Genomic DNA, 22,265 nt, shown 5'->3' on the forward strand with positions numbered 1-22,265 from the left:
ATTGCATCCATACACAACATTGATATTACCTTGTCTTACCTTATCTTTATTTTTGTTTTATCTTACTGATTTTTCAATACTATTATTCTTACTGTGCCTAACCTTTTCTTGAATGACATTACTTTTATTTGTGAGTAATATTGTGAGTAAGGGCTTTTAATTCATTACGGACGTTACTCACACCATGTTAAACGACTTAAAAATCAAGCAGTTAAAACCTAAAGAAAAAACTTATAGAGTTGCTGACCACTCTGGTTTATGTGTGGAAGTACGCCCGACAGGTAAAAAGTTCTGGCGCTTTCGTTATCGCTTCCTCAATAAACCGCAAATGCTGACCATTGGGCAGTATCCAGAAATCAGTCTGTCCTATGCCCGAACTAAAACTAATGAGTTCCGGGAGCAACTTGCTAAAAATATTGACCCTGCTGCAGTTAAGAAAAATGAAAGATTAGAAGCCTTGCAAGCCCAGGAAGAAACCTTTAGATCCATTGCAAAAGAATTCTGTGAACATAAGAAAAACTCGAAGTCGGAAAACTGGCTCTACATTCGGCAGCTATCATACGAAGTAGATATTTTCCCAGTCATCGGAGATAAGCCAATTAAGGATGTTACCTCTGTTGATGTTAAAAACATTATGGACAATGCAGTCAAGCGAGTGCTGAAGTCTGGTAAGGGTACTGGTGAGAATAAGGCTATTCTGGTGCGACAAAATATTGCCGAAGTCATGCAATATGCAATTATTTCGGACAGGCTAACTAACGACCCTACTTATGCATTACGCGGCTACATTCATGCACCTGAAACTGAGAATGCCCAGCCCATCAGCTCTCATGACCGTAAAAAAATTATGCCAAGCATCAGCAAATATGATGGTTCAATTAGTACCAGAAATGCACTTAAAGCTCTTATCTATACAATGTTGAGAACAATTGAAATTCGCAGAGGCTTAAAGTCATATATTGATTTTGATGCTCGGACCTGGACTATTCCGATTGCAACCAGATCAGAAATTCTGGCAGGCAAGCGTAATATGAAAAAAAACCGAATCCATATTGTGCCTTTATCTGATCAGGTAATAGAAATATTAAAAGTGCAATTTGCTGCTTACCCTGATAGCCCTTATATTTTCCCCGGGGTAAAAAATGAATCCATGATCGGGCCTACAACACTAAATCAGGCATTTCGCAATATGGGATTAGGTCATATCACTATGCATGACTTTAGGGCTACAGCGTCTACAGATCTAAACGAAGCGAACTATAATTCAAACTGGATTGAGCTGCAGCTTGCCCATGTTAAGGGTGATAAGGTCAAGGCTACGTATGATCACGCCAAATGGCTGAGTGACCGCAGAAAAATGATGCAAGACTGGGCCGACATGGTCGATGGTTGGGCTGAGAAATGAACCCTTACCACTTTTATATTTGCTATTTAGTCAAACGAGCCAAGCCGTACAATAAAAGTCCGGGGTGGGCGCTTAGGTATAATCCGTGGTTTTCAGAGCAAGAGCCATTAGAATTTTTTGAAGTTGGCGGGGTTTGTTGACCGTTCGTCGGGAGGCTAAAAAGAATTCAAAATAATACTTGATTGTGAGATTCTCACATTGTATATTTAATTCATCAGGACGAGATGGTCAGATCAAAGAAGTCTTGATGAATTAAACATTACTTAGTGAGATATACACATGAATACTTTTATGACTCTTTCAAATGCAGATTCAGTTTCAGCCGTTGTTGATTTTATTAACACTGTGAATGATCGCAAAGATCACTTAGTAGATCATTACGGTTGGGGTGATGTTGCGGCCACTTATGAATTAAATGACTATGCTGCTGCACAGTATGCTTGGGAAGCTTCTGAAGATAATTCTATTGAATCAATCGAAGCAAATCTCGAATTCATTAAGGATGAAGGCGCAAAATTCAATACAGAAAATGCTTTAAAAATTGCACAACTCTTTTTAGAGGCTTAAAAGCAAAACCCCACTGGTCAGAGTGGGGTTTTCTTTAACCATCTAAGCGATGGTAAACATTACTTAGCAAGCTAAGTGACTTAAATATATCAGCGAGTTTTAAGTATGGCAAGTACAGCAGCAGAACGTCAGAAAGAGCGACACAATCGCATGCTTGAAAAAGGATTTAAGAAACGGGCCTTTTATGTAAATGAAGGCACATTGAAAAAACTTACAGAGTATAAGGAAGCAAATAAGCTGGATAGCTTGGATGAGGCTCTAAATCAACTAATGAGTACGATGAAATAAGGGTATTTTAATTTATGTGGGATTGAGTGTGTTGTGCAGCCGGAGAGAACCGCACAAACCAGAATACTAATTATCCTTAGCTGCATAAACCAGATTATCTGCCACACGCCGAACCCACCCCTTACCGAAAGTTTTAAATGTAGATAAATCTGTGTAGAACTTTAGACGTTCCGCAGTCAAAGTAAGTAGCACATCATTTAGATCCATGGCGTTTACAGCAGCTATCGTTTTCGGTCCAATGATGCCATCTGCTGGCACACCTGCGACTTGTTGCAGTTCTTTAATGGCTCGGCTTTTCCCAGCATTTACCGCAAAATCCCATAACTGGAAAACAATAGCTGAATGCAGTTGCTCGGCACCTAACTTTTCCCACCAGTCACGACGGTAAATTTCCTTCGCTTCAGCCAGCGTCAGATTCTTAATATCGATATGCGGGTAAGTGTTTGCAGCGATACCATACTTAGTACCTTTTAACTGGCCCTTACCTACTATGCCGCCAGTCCAGTTACCCGGGTCACTTCGTAAATTGGTATAACCTGCTTCATGCCCAATCAGCCGCTCGAATGCCTGCTCAAAGGTAATCGTGTTATCAGGAAGCGATGCAAAGCCTAAAACGGTTGGCTCTGGATTAAGCTCGGGCTGAGCTTTCTTGCGGCCAATAATGGTGGCCAGTAAAACAAGGATGATAGATACAATGCTTTGATAGGTTGCTGGCAGCACATTTGCATTAGATACTTCCTGCAGAACCAGTTGCAGACAGGATAAAAAAAGCGCCATATAGGCGCCATATTTTACTGAGTCAAATTTCCAGACACTTTCGTTTATTAATTTCATGGTTGATTCTCATTTAATAGGTTAATTTTTTCTGTTGGTCAATTTGATTTCGCATTGCAGCCAGATCTGTATCCATACGGATCTGTTTAGATTCAGCAATTGCCATTTTTTGATTCAATAGCGCATTATCTTTTTCAAGCGATCTATTGCCTTGAAAGACATACCCACCAAAAGCAACAAGAGCAGCAAGAGCGGTGCCTCCAAGTCCTTTTGCAAAGGTAAGGCCACCCTTGGCCTGGTTCATATCTGCCTGAAGCAAATCAATATCACGTCGGTTTGCGACTGCTTGTGACCGATAATATTCATCGCGTTCTGACAAGCGAATCACGTTGTTATTCAGCTCGCCCATTTCTTGCCGGAGTTGATCGAGCTTTTTCTCGACTCTTACTCCATAAGTCTCACTATCAGGCATATAGCCTCCTCATTTCTTAGATATAAAAAAAGCACCCCGTAGGGTGCTTAAACTGTTTTAGCTTTCTTAAATTTCTATCTGTAACACCCTGCCTTCAGGCGCTGGACGCTTGATCTCGTTGTTAGATACAAATACCCGGATACCGGTGGCGTATTTGGTACTGCTGGTGCACAGAACCAATCCGCTACCATCGACCACTAAAACCTTATAATTGGGATGATCTGCTGAGGTGATGGTGCCAATGAACTCCGGAGCCTTGGGCAATAAGTCGATTAAACGCTGTAATGGATTACTCACGATTGATGCTCTCCACTTTAATACTCTGGTTAATCACCGCATGATTAAATGACACGTTGACCCCATCAATGATGCCCCACCATTCAGCATTAAATGCCACTAAATCACCAGGTACACATTCACTCACATCCGGACCAATCGGCATCACCAGATTGTGGGTTTCGACCAGACCTGACTTGGCTAGAACTGCTTTGCCATATGCTCCCATGCTTTCAACGGTAAACAGTGGACTGTTCGCTGTTTCCAGCAAAGTATCACCTGCAGTGCCAGTACGCTTAATCTGGCCACTTAAGCCAGAGCGGTCATTAGTTAACGTGATACCGTTATAATCAGGATAAGGCTCATAATCGGTAGACTGCTCTGTGACCAGACTTTCAGGGATCAGCCGGTCATATTCTTCAACCGTGACTGAATCCCAGAATGTTTTTTTATATTTCGGCTTAACTGTGATGGTATTGCTGCCCTTCTCGCTGTAGACAAAGCCACCTGCACTTTCAGCAATCATTTTGATTACAGCAATGGGGGTCATGTTTGAATAGCTCAGGCTGCCCGCTGGAACAATCCAGCTCAGCTCATCGATCAGCTCCCACTGCAGTGTTGTTGAGCTATTCACCCGATCCAGTTCAGCCTGACAGAGCTGCCGTGCGGTCCTTTCATTCTCCTGGGTAAATGAGCGTGTCGGTGCATAGGGAGCGTCCAGTAAAGCGGACTGGCTGCGGCCATTCAGTGTATAAGTGGTTTCGGCAAAGCGACGTGAGCGGCTGCGGTTTTCAAGCAGCATGTGATGCTCGGTACCATTCACCATGATTTTTAAAATCACAGGCTGACCATTAACCGGTTCGAGCTTTGGTATTTCAGATGCGGGTACGCTCAGGCTATATGACCAGCACCAGCGGCTGCGATCTGTACTATAACTGCCATCATAGACCAGGATATTCTGGCCATTGTCCAGACGGCTTACGGATAATTCATTCACGATATACCACCAGTTTTTTGGCGGCAGTCCTGGAATACAGTCATCTGCCCCAAAGTTTAAAATAAGGTTATGTGGATCTGGTTCACTGCACAAGCAAGTAAAGTTCAGGTCGGTACTGCCAATATATTCAGGAAGCTCAGGTTGTGGCCAGGGTTGAACCGGATGCTTGCGGTAATGAATGGCTTTAGCTTTATCCCAGGCAATGCTATTGGTCGTGATCAGTTCAAGGCCTTTATCCCACTCGAATGTAAAACACTTTTCAAAGACGTGGGCGACTTGATGTGAATAGGTCAAGTTTTGGCGCTTCCGTACCAGCTCCACCCAATCAAATGTCCGGTTGATCCTAAGCCTACTTCCCTCTTCAAAAACTAATGTTCGCGCTTTGGCCAGTCTTTTGTTTTCCTGCCAGATAAAGTACGCATCACTAGATAAACCAGTGGCCTGCTCATGCTGCAGCTGAACCGAGCGGTACAGCAAGGCAGCCTTTTCAAAGCCAAGTAATGCCTGATTACTCAGGCTTAAACTGTGCTCAAAATAAAAGGCGCTGTGATGCGCCCGTAATACCGGTTTAGCCCAAGGGAGTTTGATTATACTTAAACAAGGCAAGGCCAGTTGATACTCGGCAGCCAAGTAACGCTCTACACCACGAATAAAGTTGATATCGAAAATTGCTTCAATCCCAGTTTTGAAACTGGTATCCGCAACTGAATCAATAACACATCGATTTTCACTATAGCTGGCCTGCAGCTCAAAACTAAAACCTGTATCCAGAGCAGTATTAAGCTCTGCATCAAGATCAAGATTTTCTTTAAACTCGGCAGCAAGTTCAAATGTAAATTGTGTTTCCAGCCGGGTATCAATACTGATTGCAACAACATCACTGTCCCAGCCGAAATTTAATTCAGTTGAACCGGTCCATGGCTGGGTGAAGTCCAGCACAATGCCAGAATCGACAGGTTGTTCCGGCTCCTGATCAGCAAAGAGAGCTGTTAGCTCAACATTAATTTCCGTATCTAGCAGTGTTTCAATGCTTGCAGTATCGGTACCTGTGTCCGTATGGACTGCAGTGAGTTCAAATGAGGACTCAGTAATTAAAACAGTATCGATAACTGCAGATATATCGTCCCCAAAATTAAGACCGGTGCTCCCATCGGCCTGATGTTTAAAGTTAAGAACAATGTGATGGCTGTCAGTATTGTCCGCTTTAAATTCCAGATTTAAATTATGGGCATCCGTGGTCCCCAGCTTGTTTTTAAAATCCACATGAGCACCTCAGGTTACGGTTTTAACTTGATAGATTGAATGGTTAAGGTGCCACCCACGACTAGATTGGTATTGGCCAGACTGATATCTGTCCCTATAGTCAGATCTGCTGCAGCTTCCCCGGCACCGTTATAGATCCGCGCCCAGCTTGCCGTACCTGCTTTAATGACCGTTGCTGTGTCAGAGGGTTGTAATTCAACATGGGTGACTGTTACTTCCTTGATACAGGGTTCAGGTAAGTTTAGTGTTACCAAGGCATTTCCTTGATCTGCGGCTTCTTCTGGACCTGCTGGCTGCTCACCCTCATAAAAAATAACGGTAGCACTCTGGCTACCGCTATCTAAAAAGCTGGCAAAGGCTTGAATCATGGCAAGCTTTGCCTTAACCGATGTTTTACTCATTTAGCTACCACCTTGTCCTGAATGACTGCGTTATATTGATTGTTAGGGTCAAAGGCGATGACAAAACATTCCAGGCCAATCGCAATATTTCTAAAATGGTAAGTACCATCCGATCTGGATTTGGTTTCCCAAAGTAATTGTCGGGTACTGCGCTTAAATACACATACCGGGACAGGAAAATAACTTTGGCCCAGTTTTTTGGTGGTTCCCTTGATACAACCGAAACCCTGATCCGGTGAAGATATAGTGATCAGCGGTTTGGGCAACTTCAAGATCATATATTTCCGGTCTTTGAGCTTTACATAATCAGGTACATAACCGCCAAAAAAGGTTCTAAAAATTTTAAGCAATTTTGACCTCCTCTACTGGAAAGGCCAGATAGACAAAGTTGAAGGTACTGTAGGACGCGCTAATAAAATGAATCAGACATTTGCTATTCATATCAATGTCGTAAGTGGTTGATGGTGAACTTATTGATTTTGGTGGCGGCGTATTTGAAGCTGCATATTTAGCCACATACATTCCTGCAGCGATCGCGCCAACCAGTTGTTTTGTCGTGAACTCATAACAAAAAACAGGCGCTGCGGTCGTAGTATTGAATGTGTCTATGGAAATGGGTAAAAATGATGAGTTCGCCTGAGGCATTGTAAATAATGCATTGCCTTCATTTGTGGGGGCCAGGTCAAAAACTACCCTGATATTACCAATATATCCCCGACCTGCTTCTCCCTGAAAATTCAGCCCGTTTCCTCCCATGTTTGCATAGGACTCACCTATCAATACCGGATATTGCAATACTGCATAATCAAGAGTGCAGGTTGGTGCAAAACCTGTAACACGCCCCTGATCACCTGCACTGGAATGCAGGCTAAACAGGTGGTACGGACTACCCACAATACAGCCTTTTCCAAACATGGCTTCACCCTGTTTATATGTATATGTGTCATAAGAAGAGTCTGCAAAAAAACTATACTCCCACTTCATGCCAGGTCCAGGAGTCTGTACACTTGCTGTTTCAATAAGTGCATCGCTATCTGTAATGTTACCGGTAGCTGTATCAAAGCTTTTACCAATACATGGACTGATACAGTTTCGTCTTGCCGGCTGGTTCTGGAAACACAGTCTTAAATAAAGGGCTGATTCATCCAGAGCCTTAAATTTGTACACATGAATATTTGCCTGTTCGTAGACCAGTTCATACCCCAGTGAAGCTACATACGTGGTGAAATTTCCAGATATGGCAGCTGGCGCATTGTCGATGGTTAAAGTCACCGACTGGGCAGTAACACTGTCAATTACAAATTCGCCCTTGTTGATGTTTACAAGTGCCGGGCTATTCAGCTTAAGTACCCGATCTGCTGCATAGCCATGACTTCCCCCATAATTGAGTGTGACCTGATTTCCCTCGACCGTAACACTTGATACAGTTTGCGTGTTATAGCCTTGAGCCAGCATTTTTTTAAAACGATCCGGAAAAAGACTTTTTGAGCCTGCACTGAAATCCAGGCCGATATCTGCAAAATCAAACATCTTGGTCTGTGTCTGCTTCATTACCATTTTTATTTACCCATTAAAAAGACCGCTTAACGCGGCCATAATTGATTTAACTTTTAAACCACGCGGTCAATGTCACCGCGCAGCATGATTTGAAACTGATCTGATAGCACTGTCGGTTCGGACTGCTTTACGGTGCGAATGACCCAGACCGGGAAGGTTGCAGCCACTGTGTTAAAGCGCAGCACGTTACCACTCACCCAGCCCTGTCCCCAGCCTTCTTTTTTAATGATGAAATACGGTACACCGGTCACCGGATTAATTGGGGCATAGTCTGTGTTGATAGTTCCTGTACCAATCTGTCCCGAGTATTCACCCACACAGCGGAACGATTGATCTCCAGTAAAAACCAGCGCCCAGCGTTCCTGAATTGCACCATTATTCGTGACTGCAATTGGATATAAGGCATCATTGTAATTGGCTGAAATTGCCCCACCAGTGGCCTCATCTGACCAGATACTATCCCAAGTCTGTTGTACAAATTTCCCAGTGGACCGGGCCTGCATATCACCAATGACCAACGCTGAACCGACAATGGTATTTTCAGCATCATAATTGTGGGTCAGTGGCTTGGTGAAGGTGAGCTGGCCGTTGATCTGCACATCACGGATCAGCAGCATGTCCTGATAGCGATATTTCATTGTCAATGGTGCGGTCAGCGCATTTAAAGCAAAATCACCGCCCAGAGTAAACTTGCCATAGTCATAGTCCACGCTGTACATATCAAACGGTACTTTTACCCCGTCGGCATCTTCAAGCTCGGCCCATGAAATGCGCTGATCTGGCAACTCATAAGTCTGGCCAGCCACATAATCCGGCAGTTCAAAGGCTTTACTGGAACTGACAATAGCAATATCACCAACCCGGTAAATCGGTACCCGGCCATCCAGCGGCAGACGTGTAGCGGATAGCCCCAAGATCTCAGCATCCAGTGGAATATAAGTATAAGCCACCGCATTATAACGTACAGTCTCCGGCGCAACCCATACCGGTATATTAATGTACCTTTTGCCAGCTTCATCGTACTCGAGCAGAACGTCATACCAGTCCTGCTCTTCAATTCCTGTACGATTACTTTCCGTGATTTCAGTCTTGGTATAAAAAAACAGATCCACAAAACCGGTATCGTAATTAATCTGGCCATGTGCACGGCTGGTTTCAATGATGCCATCGTCATCAGCCCGCAGTGTCAGCTGCCCAAAGTCCAGTGTGGCGACGACGACTGTTAATGATCCGGGACGCAGCGGACTGACCGGTGTTCTAAAGCTGATACGGTTGACCGGGGGCATATCTGTGGTGGTGGTTAAAGACTGCAGTGTCAGACGGTTATCGGTATTTGGTGTCCAGCTTTCGATTTCGATCTTGCCGGTACCATATTGAATAATGCCCGATGCAATTGCGCTGTTGTTTGTTGGGTCCGGGTTACGATAAATTGTACCGTCGCGGTCCACAAAAGTATCTGTGCCAAGATTGAAGCGAACTGATTTTGTCAGGATCTGCTCATCAAAACCCTGGGTCAGATCAAAGCGCAGCTTGTCACCGGTAATCTGTTTGACCCCGGCACTTACGCCTGAAGTATCCCGGTATTTCACACTAATACTGGTTGCCCGGTATGCCCCGAGCTGCACTATTTCTTCCTTAATTTGAGAAGTGGCGGGTAAATAAAATGACATAATTATGCTGCTCCATAGACCGCAGTTGGTATATAGGATTTGGTGAAAACCGAGCTGGTCGCCTCAGGAATAATTTCTACCGCACCTGTTGCATAGGTGATGGTGCCCTGTACTTTACCTTTGCTATCAACCAGATTGCCGACTTCGGCATTCACTGGAATATCAGTTAAAACCACTGTACCGATGACTGACCCGATTTGATCAGCAACCGGTACACTTAACTCAACACTATTGGGTTGTATTGCAGCGCCGGAACCAATGGTAAATTTCAGCTTTTGATCAGCTGGCATGACATTTTCAACAGTCTGACCAAGCGGTACGCCATAGCTATAGTTAATGGTAAAGACCGTGTTTTTCTGCGGCAGTTTATTTGGGACCAGCCGGCCTTGACCGCTGGCATAGTTAAAGGTACCCGTGGCATCGCCACCAAACTGACCTAAGGTGTTAGTAGTCGCGGTCATACTCTTGCCTTCGAGCAACCATTTTACTGTCACGCTGCCTGAGGCTATTCCTGCTTGCTGCAAATCAAACTCGAATGCTGCCGGCTCAACCGCAAGACCTGAGCGTACAAAGGTTGCCAGCGGTGTACCCCACAGCAACAGAATTGGTGTATTCACATCCGGTAAGGCACCCGTCGTAATAGACCAGGAACCGGTCTCATAGTTGACTGCGCCAGAGCCAAACGAAGTACTTGCACCTTTTAATTGCCCCGAACCATCATCTTTCAGTTCATAAAACTTGCCCTGTGACATATAAGAAACTGAAAGGCTGCCCGGCGCAGGCGGTGGTACCAGTACACCGGTCCAGTTGGCACTCTGGTTTTGTTGAGTAACGGGCCGGGTTTCAGACTGGAAGTACTGGTTGGGTGCTGAAGCAGGCTTAAAGGTCATGCTTAAGTTTGCAGATCCTGCACCTGCAGCTTGCGTCCACTGGATCAGCCCGCGTTGGTAATCAATTGTTCCAACCTGGGTACCAGAAGTGTTTTTAAGCAGTCCGCCCTGATCAGTGATCTGCTGGCCAAACAGGTTAAACGAGACACTCGATGGCATGACAGATGAACCAATATATAGGTTCTGAGCGGTACCAATGGTGGTCGAGTAAGTTGCAGTAATAGCAGCAGTGTTACCCGGTACCAGCACCATACTTTCCCCAGCTGCGTTTACATCTACAATTGGCGTTTCGGTTTGGGCAGATGGTACCAGTTGAGCAAAGATACTTTTTGCATTTACAGTAAACTCACCGACTTTGGCATCATTGGCCAGATTAGATGAGGCGTAATACTTACCTGTATCGGCTACGATGGTATCCCGTAAAATCGTTTCGGACTTTTCGCCGCTATACCATTGTCTTGCAGAGAGTCCGACATAATCCTGATCGAGTGGATCATTGATACTGTAGGTGGCAATTTTATATTCAACTTCCTTCCCATCGATGACCATCTTGGCAATACGGGTTTCAACTTTGGTGATGCGAACATACTGCTCATGCTGCAGTGCCTGGCCTTCTTTCGAGACCAGTACCAGCGTACTGCCCACCGAGCTTTCGACTTCACTCAGAAACATCGCCACCTGCAGGGTTTTCATACCGGCATAATGTGTATCCAGTGGACTCCCTGCCGCCTGTCCACCCTTGGCCAGATAGTTTTCAATCCGGTTCTGGGCGGACTTGCGCTCATCAATCCATGACTTTGTACTAAACAGCAAAGCTGAGACATTGGGATCTTTCGGGTTTTCCGAGATGAAGACCGTAGCCCCCATAAGCAAATCTGTATCATTCGTTGTCACGGCGGGGAACAGTTTACGCAGTGACACATCACCCATGGTGCGGTCAAGTTCAGACACATCATTAAACAGGTTGTTGCTCTGGCCGTCTTCAATGATCTGGCCAGAGTACTTACCGCCACCATCTTCTGTATCGCTCAGGCGCTCAGATTTATAGAGCACCAGATTTTTAGTTTCAATTGCCACTGTATAGTTCCCCCACTTCAATAAAACGTAAAGTCACGTTGTAATAGTCATCCTCAGATACAGATGGAATTCCCTTCACTGGAGCAGCTTCCAAAGCCCCGGCTTCATGGTTAAAAATCACATGAAATTCACGTCTGTCGTGCTGATACTCAAAAGCCAGAATGAATTGTTCAGATAAAGCAGACCAGGCTTGAACCGTGCGTAAATCACGGCGTTTGATCCAGCCCATCGTGTTATCTGCCGGTTCCAGCACAATTGAACGACCTGCTTTTTTACGGCCCTCCTGGATAATTAGAGAACCATCAATAGCCCGACTCTGTTTCTGCTCGATGGGCTTCCATTCAAATTCATCAGACCATAAAAAACCGTCCTCAAGCGGGACGGTTTCTGATGTAGACACTCGTATTAATTTCATTAGCTACTCTTTTTTATCATTTCCAGTTTTCTCAGCATCGATTCCAGATCATCACCATCATTAGGCGATCCATACATTGTTGCGGTTTTACCATTGCCTAGATCAAACTCATAACGTACGGTTCTGGCTGGATCTGATACCGGTAAACTGGTTTTAGGATAGCTCACATCCGGAGCCAGGCTGTTGATATTCACCTCAGGCACAACTGTTTTAGCTTTGGAGCTTGCACCTACACTGCCCGACTTGCCTGCATACTCTTCCAGCTTTTCCAGCTGCTCGGCAATGTACATATAATTGCCCGTCTGTTTCTGGTTGTCGTATGCAGAGACACCATAACGCGCAGCATATTCATGAGAGGCTGAACGGTAATAACCACCTGGACCCTGTTGAGCGGTCTGGAACAGTTCTTTAGCTTTCTGCTTAACATTGCCCCCATAACCCATTTCAGTCAGCTGCTGCTCAATCTCATCAACTGAATAACCGTTTTTAGCCATGACTCCAGTTTTAGAGGCTTTAAGCTTGCCCTGCATGGCAGTAAGCGCTTCTGACCAGGCTTCAGTAGAGGATTTGGCCTCCTCTCTTGCGACCCGGCCAGCTTCACGGTAACCATCACCAATGGCACTGGCTGAGTTCTCTACCCGATTATTGGCTTTGGCCCAGTCATTCATGGTTTTGACTACAGCCTGACCGCTGTCATCAATCTGGATTTCCAGATTGCGGCCTGCATTCGCAGCATTAGTCGCAGCAATCACACCTGCATCACCCGATGCTGCTGCAGACTGAGCAGCTTTCTCATATGCTTTCTGGATACCTTCAGCAGTCGCCTTTCCGCTATCCCGAATTGTGATGTAGTCCATTAAGGCTTGCTGGGCGGCCAACTTTAATTGCTCTTTGGTTTGGATGCCTAATCGCTTAAATGCTTCAGTAACCGGATCAATATCATCTGGTAATCCTTGAGCCTGCATTTTGATAGCAATGAGGCCTTGCTCTACTTGAGCAGTCGAAACTTTACCTTGATCTCCAAACTCTTGAAGCTTGGCTTTGGCCATATCAATTTCAGCTTGGCTCTTGGCCTTACTAAGCCAATCCTCCCATGCCTGGTAAAGAACATCACCGGCTTGTTTACCCGTATACCCCACCTCACCCAACTTGATCTTAAGTCCATCCAGTTCATTCCCGGAACTGGAAAATGACTTTGAGACTTTGTTTAGCGACACATCTAGATCAACACCAAATAGCTTGGCAGCAGCAGAGGCTCTTGAATATGCAGTTTCAGCCACTTGGCCAGATCCAGTATTAGCTTTATTTAATTCAGCTATACGTAAATCACGGTTATTGGCCAACTCTGCTTCTTTGGTATTGATGGCGGTAATGGACGCCTGAGCAGAAGCTAAAGCATTTAGATCACCAGACTTCTTGGCCTCCTCGATCTGCTTATCCAGTAAAACTCGTTCAACAGCAGCTTGTTTTTGGTAGGCAAGCAATTCTTCGTCTGCTTTTTTGACATTCTCCTTGGCAAGCTTAAGTGCTTCCTCTTTCTCTTTAGCTTTTTCTGCTGCCTGCGCTGCGCTTTCCCCAGCTTGAACAGATACTTTGCCAGCTTCATCAATGGTAACGATGTAGCCTTTGGTTAATAGATCAGCCTGCATCACGCCGTCCATGACACCGCCATTGGCTTTGATAGCAGCCTCGGCATAATCTTGAGCAGAAGCCAGCATATCCTTATCTAATGCGGCCTTATTGGCTGCATGCTCCTTCTCGCGGCCTTCCAGCTCATTAGATTTTTGGATAATTGCATCAATGGTCGACTGGTTGCCATCCTTGCGAGCCTGATTTAATTGTGTATCAATGGCAGCACGTTCAGCTGCCAAATCTTTAGACTTTTGGGTAAATTCTTGATTCTGCTTTGCTAGTTCTGCAAAGGTGGCATTGTTGCTCTGCAGGGATTCTTGGTTTTTCTGATCTTGGGTCTTTCCAATGTCTTCAATAGCAGCAATACCTGCAGATTTAAAGCCCATTGCACCAGCAGTTGCACGGTCATAATAATCCTGTGCTTTCTTGGCCATTGCATCCATATCTGCAATAGCCTGATCCTTGGCATCGCCCCATTTGAAATTGGCTTTAAACCCTATCCATGCAGCACCAACATCATAAAACACGCCAGCAAGCAGGTTGGAAACTATACTAATTGCTTCAAAACCATCACCAATGAATCCAAATACTACATTGAGAGCCTGCAGGGCTTTGGTGAAGCCATTAGTCTTATCTTTTGCTGTATCTATGCCGCTTTCAAAATTAAATATTGCTCCAAGGAGTGTATTTAACTGATCTACAGTGTTTCCAATTCCAGTCCCTATAGTACTGGCCATAGACTTTACAGTCTCATAAGCAGTACTTAATGCCTCTTTAAGTGCTTCAAATGTGGCTGGGTCAATCTTCTTAAGCTGATCCCCTACCCAGATAAATCCCTCGCCAATGTCCTCAAGTATGGTCTCCACTACGTCCATATTGTCAGCAAGAGTAACCAGCCATTGCGCCACAGTTGCAGATGCGCCGTTTGCTTGGTCCATGGTGCCAATCAAGATTTGCCATTGTGTAGTGATACGCTGCAATGCGTTACCAATGGTGGTTGGGAACTTAGCATAATCAGCTTCAATTGCAGCGGATTGGCTTTGTAATGCCTTGATTACGCGCTCAGCAGATAACTCGCCGTTTTCTGCCATAGTACGTAACTCACCTGTAGTCACACCAAGGGATTGAGCCAAGGCTTTAGAAATTCCTGGAGCCTGTTCCATGATTGAGTTGAACTCATCACCACGGAGTACTCCAGATTGCAGTGCCTGGGTAAACTGGACAATAGCATCTTCACTGGCCTGTGCTGATCCACCTCCTGTTTGAATGGCCATATTGATGGTTTTTACCAGTTCCAGACTTTGCTGCTGGGTCATTCCCATCTGTTTGCCAACATCATTCACCTTGGTAAATAAACTACCAGTAGCCTCAAGACTTGAATTTGTTGCTAGTGCTACCTGGTGAACACCCGCCATTGCAGATGTGAAGTCACCACCATCTTTAGTCGCAATGTTGATTCGGGCAGAAAGATTTGTGTATGAATCGGCTGCTGCAACCAATCCACTGACCGACACACCAACACCAACCGCAGCCATCGCGGCAACAAGTGCATTGACAGCAAATTTAGCACCATCCATGCCCTGCTGTAGACCAGTGGTATTTGCCAACAGGTTTAAGCGAAAGTCTAAATTTCCAGCCATCTGGTTTCTCCGGGCAATAAAAACCCGCTCAATGGCAGGTAAAATTTTAGGTATTAAAAAACCCGCCGAAGCGGGTATGTGTTAGACATTAAAAAAGTACCCTAAGGTGCTTTTGATTTATTAAGAATTACTCTTGAGTCCAAACTGATTTTTACAACCAGTTGATAGCTCTATTGCATTGGATAGCTTATTCAAATAACTAACTTTTAAATCTGGTATTTTCAAATTTCCTCTTATGTCGTTTTGCATAAAATATAAATACATTGTCAAGTCATCATTCATAGCATCCAAAAGCTTACCCTTTGCATCTTTTAAGCAGCCAGTAATGTTTGTGGATCTCAATTCATCGTGTATTTTTCTCAACTCGGTAACCGGAGCTGAGGCTGCAATGCGAGATGTAGATCCGGCAATATTATCCTGAGACATCCATTTAGCTAACAAAGACATAAATAATTTATATTCTTGTTGTTCAATTTCTATTTTTTGAGCTTTTTCTAGCTCAGCAGCCTGTTCTATTTTTTTCCTCTCTGCCTGCTTTGCTTTTAACTCCATTTCATGCTTCTTTTGAGCCTCAGCTTCAGCCTGCTTTTCCATCTCTAGCTTCTGCTGATGTGCAATCTCAGCCTGCTTCAATCTTTCGGCTGACGCCTTATTGCTTTGGTGCATAAAATAAAACATGCCGGATGCTAAAACCAAAAGGCCAATAATTAAATACTTCACCAAAGAACCCCCCCCTAAATTATTATTTTCACATCATAACTTTAGGAAGATAGTCGATCAATCAGAAATCATTTCTTTCTTAAATGATTCAAAACCTTTCTTGTCAGCTTGAGCCACACGCGCCGCAATAGCGTTATTGAAGATTCCCTGCTTGTACAGCTTGTTTGCTGCCTTAACGTAGTTCTGGAATGCACCGTAAGTCATTTCCATGATTTCACTATGCTGATGGCCCATTGATACTAGAAACTGGAATGAATCAAACCAAGTGGAGTCATCTTTCTTTTTAATACCACGCTTTGGCTTTTCATACTTGAAGTAAGCCTGATTAACCAAAAGCACTGCTTTAAGCAAATCCTTAAATCCTTGCTCATCAGCGGCAAGTTTAAGTAATGATTCATTATCCAGATCGGTTACACATGTAATTGTTGAAATGACCTGCACACCATGAGCTGTAAATAACTCATTCAAAATCTCATCTGAATGATCTTTATCTTTGATGAAGTTCTTAAGTACTTCCGCATGGGTTGCCCAAGTGTCAAAATCTTTTATCTGGATCTGGTGAACTTCAACATCATTCACTGTGATAGAGCGATTAGCTGCTAGAAAAAAATCATTCATGAGGGGATCTCGAAAAAGCCACCCGAAGGTGGCGTTGGTTTGAATTTCGTATTTAAAATCCAGAATAGTTTTTGTTTATTCATCATCTTTAAAATCTAAGGATGGCTGAGCCTCCTTAATTAGATTATCCAGTTCTTTTAGTAATGCTGGCTTAGTTTGTTTGCCGTGGATTGATAGGAGGCTTGCTGCACCTGACAGAGATTGAGTAATCACCTCAAGTTGTGCTGAAAGCTTGCCAATGCGCACCTGTAGCCCATCCTTGAGTTGACGAGCCAATTCCTCTTGCTCGATGTAGTATTTGCGGATCTCATGACCTTTTTTATTGCGCTCCATCATCCCAAGGTGTTTGGTCATATCCACTGAGATGATGTACTCAATTAGGTTTTGTCCTGTTTTTGAAAGCTCCTCTTTTTTGAGGAGCTTAATAAAATCAAAATTCTCTTCAAAGCCACATTGTTTAATGCGTCGCTTAATCCAATCCGAAAAGTCCGTCTTAACCTCTAGCATTTTATGTAGGTCACGCGCATTCACGCCGAGCTGAACTTTTCCATTTAATTCGACTTCGACAAATGGGGTTTGATTTTCAATTTTTACGATTGCATTCATTGATCTGCTCCGACTACTCATTAAAAAAGAAGCACTGGCAAGAAGATGCAATGAATAGTCGAAACGACCATCTTCTTTTCGGGGATCAGCCTAGCCAGTGGTTTGCCTGAAAACAGGCGTAAAAAAAAGCCCTGCATTACTGCAAGGCTTATTTTTTCAGTTAGAAAATTGTCTAATCGTCCAATTTTCTTGTTTTGTTACTTAAGTTCCGTGCATTAAAAAAGCCGACTTGTTAGGCCGGCTTCGCTTTAAAAAATATACTTCTCTGTCATCAGGGTAGTAAATTACATAGGTTTGTATATGAGCCATATACAAGACGATATGCTATAAACACAGGCACAAAAAAAGACGCTTATGCGCCCCTGTGCCTGTATTTTGGATTTAGTTACTCAGCTTTAAGTATCAAGCTGCTACATTAAAACGATCAATGTGGCCAAACATGCTAAGTTCAGCATCATTTACCTTGGTAATGTCAGCCAGGCATTCGCCCTCAATATCGTAACTAGAGAAATCTTCATTGATCAGATCAAATTCCGTTTCCGGTGAAAACTCCACACGCCATAAAGTCACGGCAACCTTATCTCCTTTATAGGTATCAACACCTTTAAAGAAGAAGCGGTATTCATTGCCGATATCGTTTGCAATCGCAGTACGTGTTAATTTTCCGGCTTTACCTGACCACTTAACGTCACCAGTCGGTGCAATATTAAAAATCACTGTACCGAATGCCGAATCGAGTACATAGGTACTGGTATCAATATCTGTATCAGCGCCGTCTTTAAACTTAACTTCTGACAGATTACGCTCACCCAGATCAATCATGGTCCCAGCTTCAACAGTACCTAGTGAGCGATCAGCAATAGTGCTTGCAGATACTTCAGTAACTTTACCACTCATCACCATGGCAAGATTTTGCTTGGTTACCTCTTCCAGGGTGCCGTTTACAGATACTCCTGTCTGCTTTCGCAGTACTGCATCTTTCGTACGAAAACCTGTTTTTGACTCATAGTGATCGGTCGAATCCGAAGTAATTTGAAGCTGCAGGGCCGGCATACTTCCTACTGGAAACATACCTGATACCGCACCATTAATAATTTTAGCCAGGAACAGTTCACCCTGTAACGAAATAACGTCTGGTTTATTTCCCATCTGCTTTTACCTCTTTTGTAGTTTTTGCTGCAGCTGGTTTCGACTCTTCAGAGGGCTTTTCTACCTCCTTGATCGTACCTGCATCTAATTGCTGTCGGATTTCAGCATCGGTGAGTCCACCCACGAAATCCCCTTTTTTGAAACGCCCTAATGGTTGTTGGGCTACATATTGCTTTGCTGCCATGACTGGCTCCTAATTAGTAAATTTGATTTCAAATAAGAAAGGGAAATACGCAAAGCCTGAAGATGAGCCAATTTGCACACCCGCATCAACACGCTCAAATGACCGAAAGCCTGCAATCTGAGGATTAAAGCCTTGCATCTTACTTAACAATTCACGGATCAGCGGATCTGCTTCTTTACGAATATTGCTCGTTTGATTAAGTTGCGATGATGCATCACGTACAGTTAAAACGATCAACCATTGCTGAGTGACCATATTCGACCTACCTTGCCCAACATTATCGCCCACCCGATCACCGACATAAATTACATTTAAAGCGGGAGCTATGTTTGTAATCTGAAGCATGTCATCAACGCTAAACGGTGTATTTACTGCCAAAATGCCTTCACTGGGTGTTAGCAACTCAACAATCTTCGGTTCAACTGCAAAATAATCACTTAGCATTAAGTAATAACTCCAACAAATACTCTTCAATCTCAAACAGAACTTCCTGAGAGTCATCCACAGACATGCCAAGAAATGGGCGCGGCGGAATAGTGACGCTTTTAACTTGTGCCCAGCCACCCATTGACGATTTAAACTTCAAATACTTGCCATTTTTGGCAGTAATTCGAGCACCGAAATGCATAACAGGAGCATAAAACACATTGGTTCCAACGGTGACGCGCTTGCCATCGCTAGAAACAGTGTATTTAATTGAGTTATACAATCGACTTGTATCACGAAGCGTTGTACCGCCCTGAAGCTTTGCACGCCATGACTTTTGCCAAGGCTTATCATCAGTACCAATACCGGTATTAATACGCTGTTTTGTATTGTGTTCTAGTATTGAGCCGATGTTGTGCATCAACTTGGAGTGGTCGCCAGCTTCCTTTAAAACTCTGTTCAGCCACTCGGTTATCTTTTCTTGACCGTGAAATTGAATAGTATCCGCCATGATTAAAGACTCGGCATATCATCAAGTTTTGCGTTTGAGAAAACACCACCTGTGTACGTCGTCCCAAGTGGTGCGCTAGCTCTAACTTTTTTCGGCTTGGTTACTTCTTGAGTTTCAGCATCCTGAATTAGAAGCGTTGCCTTCCCATCCGCCACGCGTTTTAAAAACCCGATTGCATCTTCATATCGCTGACGCACTTGGTCGGACGCTTTGGAACGCCACAGTAAGAATCGAGCAATATCGCAGATATAGATTTTTAAGTTTTTAGGGGGGTCGGAAAGCGGCACATCGTAGATGACCCCGATATAACCATCGGCAATATCAGACGCATCTTCGATGTAGGAGTTGACCGACTCATTAGCAGTCAAACTTCGTTCTAATTGTGAGACCTCAACCTCTCCGTAACGCAAGACCAGATCGGCTCGGTTTGCGTACATAGGTCACCTATTTGGTTGAAACTACTTTCACCAATGCTTTTGGCTTAGCAACGATTGGTAATTGGTTTGATTGAACATGAAGCTCAAAGCCACGGTTGTGCTTCAATGGCTCTTGAGATGCGTAATACGGCAATGCAAGCGTATTCACCGTGTCAGAGAAGTCAGCAGGAGCTAATGCGTTTAAGAATACATCTTGTGTGCCAAGTGGGTATGCATGACCTTCTTTCACACCAATCAGCGGTACACCACCAATTTTTTGACGGTTCACAATGAATTTTAAGCCGCCAAATTCAAAGCCTGATTTGTTACCGGTTGCAAGAACATCAGCGCCTTTAGACCAGTTTAAGAACACTTCACGCACGTTTTTGTGAGCAACCAAGGCATCGTAAAATGCACGATCAACTTCGACTTCAATACCTGATGTAGTTTCTTGACCTAGACCATCTTCGATTTGATCAATAACGTCTTGGCACTTAGCAGCCACATCAGTAGTTGCAACTCCCAATTCAAAATCAACAACCTGCGGAGCAACACCGAAGCGCGTGTTGTAGTTTACAATCACTGTGCCATCAGCATCTAAAATGATGCCCTGTTTTGCTTTCGTGCGACGATAAGCAAGTGTGGTATCGATTTTATTTTTCATGATCTGAAGTTTATCGAGCACCTTGCCATTTACAGTTTCAGCAGCAGTACCGCCAAACGCGCGCACACCCATCACATCAGATGCTTTCACAACATCTTCAAGTGGCATGTGCGGAATCGCAAAGGTCTCTAAAGTTCGAGTACCGCTGCTATTTTTTGGAGCAACACCACCCCAGGCAGTTGTTGGCACTAAAACCGTGTCTTCAGCATAAAATTCAACTTCAAACGCACTGGTTGTGCCTGGTACGTTGCGAAATAAATTCACATCGTTTGGATTGCCAATGCGAGTTGGTAAACTTGTAATAGCAGTGGATAATTCCTGTGTACTAAATTCTAATTCGCCCATTCTTTTTCCCCTTATGCCGAGCGCACAGTAGTGATGCCAAGAGTCTTAAGACCAGCAACAACAGTCGCCAAGTCATCCGCTTCGACTTTTAATTTTTCAGCCACAATGCGCGCTTGATGAGCCAAGATCACGCCTTCGCCTTTTTCAGTGGTTGTTTTCACTGCACCAATTGCGATACCTGCAACAGCCCCAGTGCCATCAAATGCAACGATGTCGCCTGATGCATCTAGTGATACTGGTTGACCGTCTTCAATCGTTTGATTGATTGCTACGGTTGCATTTTCACGACTCGGACGATGGTTGCCATCTAATTCCCAAGCCAGCCAATCCGACGTTACGCCTTTTTTAGTTACAGCCATTTTGTATTACCCCTTATTTACGTGCTTTAGCCTGGTCAGCGAGTGACATCGGCTTTGCGTTGAATTGATTTTGAGCTGGATCGCCACCTGCTTGGTGTTTAGTCAGGTGGTCAGGTAGACCTTGCTTTTTTAAAGTTGAATTTGCTGAAAATTTGCGAATTTGAGCAGCGGAAAATGCAAATGCAGCATCGTCCAGTTTTGCCATTTCGGCTTTTTCTTCTACTGAAAATTCAGTTTTGGTTTCAGCGGTTAGTGCCGTGATTTCAGCCTCACGCTTTTCAGCAGCGAATTTCTTCACATCTGATTCGAGTTGAGTGTTTTTCTGCTCAAGCTCTTGAATTTTGGCTTTCGCCTGTTCTAATTCGGTCACGTTAGTGCCCTCTTTGGTTGGTTGGGTTGGGTTGTGACTTGCCGCCACTGCACTTGTATTGTCATCAGCACCTAAGGCACAAAAAGATACTTCACGGATACGACCGCCACGGAACACTGTGATAGGCCCTTGATACGTTTTACCGTTCACTGTTACCGCTTGATCCGCTGCAATATCTTCGGTTGAGCTAGGCTCAATACGCACCGACATCTGCCACGGAAAGCCATCATCTGAGTCTTGAGCGACTTGTGAGCCAAACTCATTACTCATTAAGTCGCCCGAGATAACCAAACCTTGTGCATAGTCAATACTGTGACTATTGATCGCCCCTGCTCGTTGACTTGAACGATGCTCAAGTAATGCGGGAATACGACCTTTAATCTGAATAGAGTCCAAATCAAAAATAACTCGATCCCAATACCAGTGATCAAGGATCGGCTCACCGCTGTACGCCACACCTGTAAAGGTTCGTTTCTTTTTCCCTTCGACTGGCTGCTCAACAGCAAACTGCCCAAGTTCAAAGCAAAACTGATCTTTTGGCTTTTCTTGTAGTTCTGGCATTTTCATGCTCCA

25 protein-coding genes are annotated in these 22,265 nt (G+C 44.2%); 3 read left to right on the forward strand and 22 right to left on the reverse strand.

Annotation, left to right across the window (positions count from 1 at the left end; translation table 11 throughout):
- Positions 1–184 precede the first annotated feature (184 nt).
- The 3 genes from B3X18_RS00005 to B3X18_RS00015 all read left to right on the forward strand — a co-directional run bounded on the left by B3X18_RS00005 (position 185) and on the right by B3X18_RS00015 (position 2,260).
- Positions 185–1,405 carry a tyrosine-type recombinase/integrase gene (locus B3X18_RS00005; protein WP_286934851.1) on the forward strand — a complete coding sequence of 407 codons (1,221 nt, stop codon included), beginning with the start codon at positions 185–187 and terminating at the stop codon, positions 1,403–1,405.
- A gap of 279 nt (positions 1,406–1,684) precedes the next feature.
- Complete coding sequence (locus B3X18_RS00010) at positions 1,685–1,972, forward strand: hypothetical protein (RefSeq protein ID WP_155756787.1); 288 nt, start codon at positions 1,685–1,687, stop codon at positions 1,970–1,972.
- Between the two features lie 105 nt (positions 1,973–2,077).
- The gene (locus tag B3X18_RS00015) at positions 2,078–2,260 is read left to right on the forward strand and encodes a hypothetical protein (RefSeq protein WP_034670927.1); all 183 of its coding nucleotides are present in this window, start codon (positions 2,078–2,080) and stop codon (positions 2,258–2,260) included.
- A gap of 66 nt (positions 2,261–2,326) precedes the next feature.
- Here B3X18_RS00015 and B3X18_RS00020 read toward each other — a convergent pair whose 3' ends face one another.
- From B3X18_RS00020 to B3X18_RS00125, 22 genes are all read right to left on the reverse strand, one after another.
- Positions 2,327–2,842 (reverse strand): glycoside hydrolase family 108 protein, encoded by a 516-nt coding sequence (locus B3X18_RS00020; protein ID WP_034671001.1) that lies wholly within the window; start codon positions 2,840–2,842, stop codon positions 2,327–2,329.
- A gap of 265 nt (positions 2,843–3,107) precedes the next feature.
- The gene (locus B3X18_RS00025; RefSeq protein ID WP_005406115.1) at positions 3,108–3,506 is read right to left on the reverse strand and encodes a hypothetical protein; all 399 of its coding nucleotides are present in this window, start codon (positions 3,504–3,506) and stop codon (positions 3,108–3,110) included.
- A 66-nt stretch (positions 3,507–3,572) separates the two neighbouring features.
- Positions 3,573–3,803 (reverse strand): hypothetical protein, encoded by a 231-nt coding sequence (locus B3X18_RS00030; RefSeq protein ID WP_034670929.1) that lies wholly within the window; start codon positions 3,801–3,803, stop codon positions 3,573–3,575.
- Positions 3,796–6,042: a hypothetical protein gene (locus B3X18_RS00035; protein WP_286934852.1), complete on the reverse strand. Its 2,247-nt coding sequence runs from the start codon at positions 6,040–6,042 to the stop codon at positions 3,796–3,798. The genes B3X18_RS00030 and B3X18_RS00035 overlap by 8 nt, the downstream gene beginning before the upstream one ends.
- Before the next feature lie 14 nt (positions 6,043–6,056).
- On the reverse strand, positions 6,057–6,443 hold the full coding sequence (locus B3X18_RS00040) for a hypothetical protein (RefSeq protein ID WP_286934853.1): 387 nt from the start codon (positions 6,441–6,443) through the stop codon (positions 6,057–6,059).
- Positions 6,440–6,793 carry a hypothetical protein gene (locus B3X18_RS00045; protein WP_034675308.1) on the reverse strand — a complete coding sequence of 118 codons (354 nt, stop codon included), beginning with the start codon at positions 6,791–6,793 and terminating at the stop codon, positions 6,440–6,442. Before B3X18_RS00045 ends, B3X18_RS00040 begins: the two co-directional genes overlap by 4 nt.
- Positions 6,786–8,000, reverse strand: coding sequence for a hypothetical protein (locus tag B3X18_RS00050; RefSeq protein ID WP_034675310.1), 1,215 nt, complete (start codon positions 7,998–8,000; stop codon positions 6,786–6,788). The genes B3X18_RS00045 and B3X18_RS00050 overlap by 8 nt, the downstream gene beginning before the upstream one ends.
- 53 nt (positions 8,001–8,053) lie before the next feature.
- Entirely contained in the window at positions 8,054–9,670 is a 1,617-nt protein-coding gene (locus B3X18_RS00055; RefSeq protein ID WP_286934854.1) for a hypothetical protein, read from the reverse strand.
- A 2-nt stretch (positions 9,671–9,672) separates the two neighbouring features.
- Positions 9,673–11,637 (reverse strand): hypothetical protein, encoded by a 1,965-nt coding sequence (locus tag B3X18_RS00060; protein WP_286934855.1) that lies wholly within the window; start codon positions 11,635–11,637, stop codon positions 9,673–9,675.
- Positions 11,627–12,052, reverse strand: coding sequence for a hypothetical protein (locus B3X18_RS00065; RefSeq protein WP_144745108.1), 426 nt, complete (start codon positions 12,050–12,052; stop codon positions 11,627–11,629). The genes B3X18_RS00060 and B3X18_RS00065 overlap by 11 nt, the downstream gene beginning before the upstream one ends.
- Positions 12,052–15,291, reverse strand: a complete 3,240-nt coding sequence (locus B3X18_RS00070) for a tape measure protein (RefSeq protein WP_414632237.1) — start codon at positions 15,289–15,291, stop codon at positions 12,052–12,054. The genes B3X18_RS00065 and B3X18_RS00070 overlap by 1 nt, the downstream gene beginning before the upstream one ends.
- Before the next feature lie 153 nt (positions 15,292–15,444).
- Complete coding sequence (locus B3X18_RS00075; protein WP_286934857.1) at positions 15,445–16,044, reverse strand: hypothetical protein; 600 nt, start codon at positions 16,042–16,044, stop codon at positions 15,445–15,447.
- Between the two features lie 57 nt (positions 16,045–16,101).
- Positions 16,102–16,662 (reverse strand): hypothetical protein, encoded by a 561-nt coding sequence (locus B3X18_RS00080; RefSeq protein WP_286934858.1) that lies wholly within the window; start codon positions 16,660–16,662, stop codon positions 16,102–16,104.
- A 75-nt stretch (positions 16,663–16,737) separates the two neighbouring features.
- A complete protein-coding gene (locus B3X18_RS00085) occupies positions 16,738–17,268 on the reverse strand; it encodes an antA/AntB antirepressor family protein (RefSeq protein ID WP_286934859.1) in 531 nt (176 codons plus the stop codon).
- Positions 17,269–17,670: 402 nt separating this feature from the next.
- Complete coding sequence (locus tag B3X18_RS00090; protein WP_286934860.1) at positions 17,671–18,417, reverse strand: hypothetical protein; 747 nt, start codon at positions 18,415–18,417, stop codon at positions 17,671–17,673.
- Positions 18,407–18,601, reverse strand: coding sequence for a hypothetical protein (locus B3X18_RS00095; RefSeq protein ID WP_139880861.1), 195 nt, complete (start codon positions 18,599–18,601; stop codon positions 18,407–18,409). The genes B3X18_RS00090 and B3X18_RS00095 overlap by 11 nt, the downstream gene beginning before the upstream one ends.
- 9 nt (positions 18,602–18,610) lie before the next feature.
- Entirely contained in the window at positions 18,611–19,045 is a 435-nt protein-coding gene (locus B3X18_RS00100) for a phage tail terminator protein (protein ID WP_286934862.1), read from the reverse strand.
- Positions 19,035–19,538 (reverse strand): phage virion morphogenesis protein, encoded by a 504-nt coding sequence (locus B3X18_RS00105; protein WP_286934864.1) that lies wholly within the window; start codon positions 19,536–19,538, stop codon positions 19,035–19,037. The genes B3X18_RS00100 and B3X18_RS00105 overlap by 11 nt, the downstream gene beginning before the upstream one ends.
- Before the next feature lie 2 nt (positions 19,539–19,540).
- Positions 19,541–19,975, reverse strand: coding sequence for a gp436 family protein (locus B3X18_RS00110; RefSeq protein ID WP_026444323.1), 435 nt, complete (start codon positions 19,973–19,975; stop codon positions 19,541–19,543).
- Between the two features lie 7 nt (positions 19,976–19,982).
- Positions 19,983–20,963 carry a major capsid protein gene (locus B3X18_RS00115; RefSeq protein ID WP_286934867.1) on the reverse strand — a complete coding sequence of 327 codons (981 nt, stop codon included), beginning with the start codon at positions 20,961–20,963 and terminating at the stop codon, positions 19,983–19,985.
- A gap of 11 nt (positions 20,964–20,974) precedes the next feature.
- On the reverse strand, positions 20,975–21,322 hold the full coding sequence (locus B3X18_RS00120; protein WP_286934869.1) for a head decoration protein: 348 nt from the start codon (positions 21,320–21,322) through the stop codon (positions 20,975–20,977).
- Positions 21,323–21,335: 13 nt separating this feature from the next.
- Positions 21,336–22,253, reverse strand: a complete 918-nt coding sequence (locus B3X18_RS00125) for a hypothetical protein (protein ID WP_286934871.1) — start codon at positions 22,251–22,253, stop codon at positions 21,336–21,338.
- Positions 22,254–22,265: the final 12 nt, after the last annotated feature.

Source organism: Acinetobacter sp. UBA6571, assembly GCF_002434085.1.
GTDB lineage: Bacteria > Pseudomonadota > Gammaproteobacteria > Pseudomonadales > Moraxellaceae > Acinetobacter > Acinetobacter radioresistens.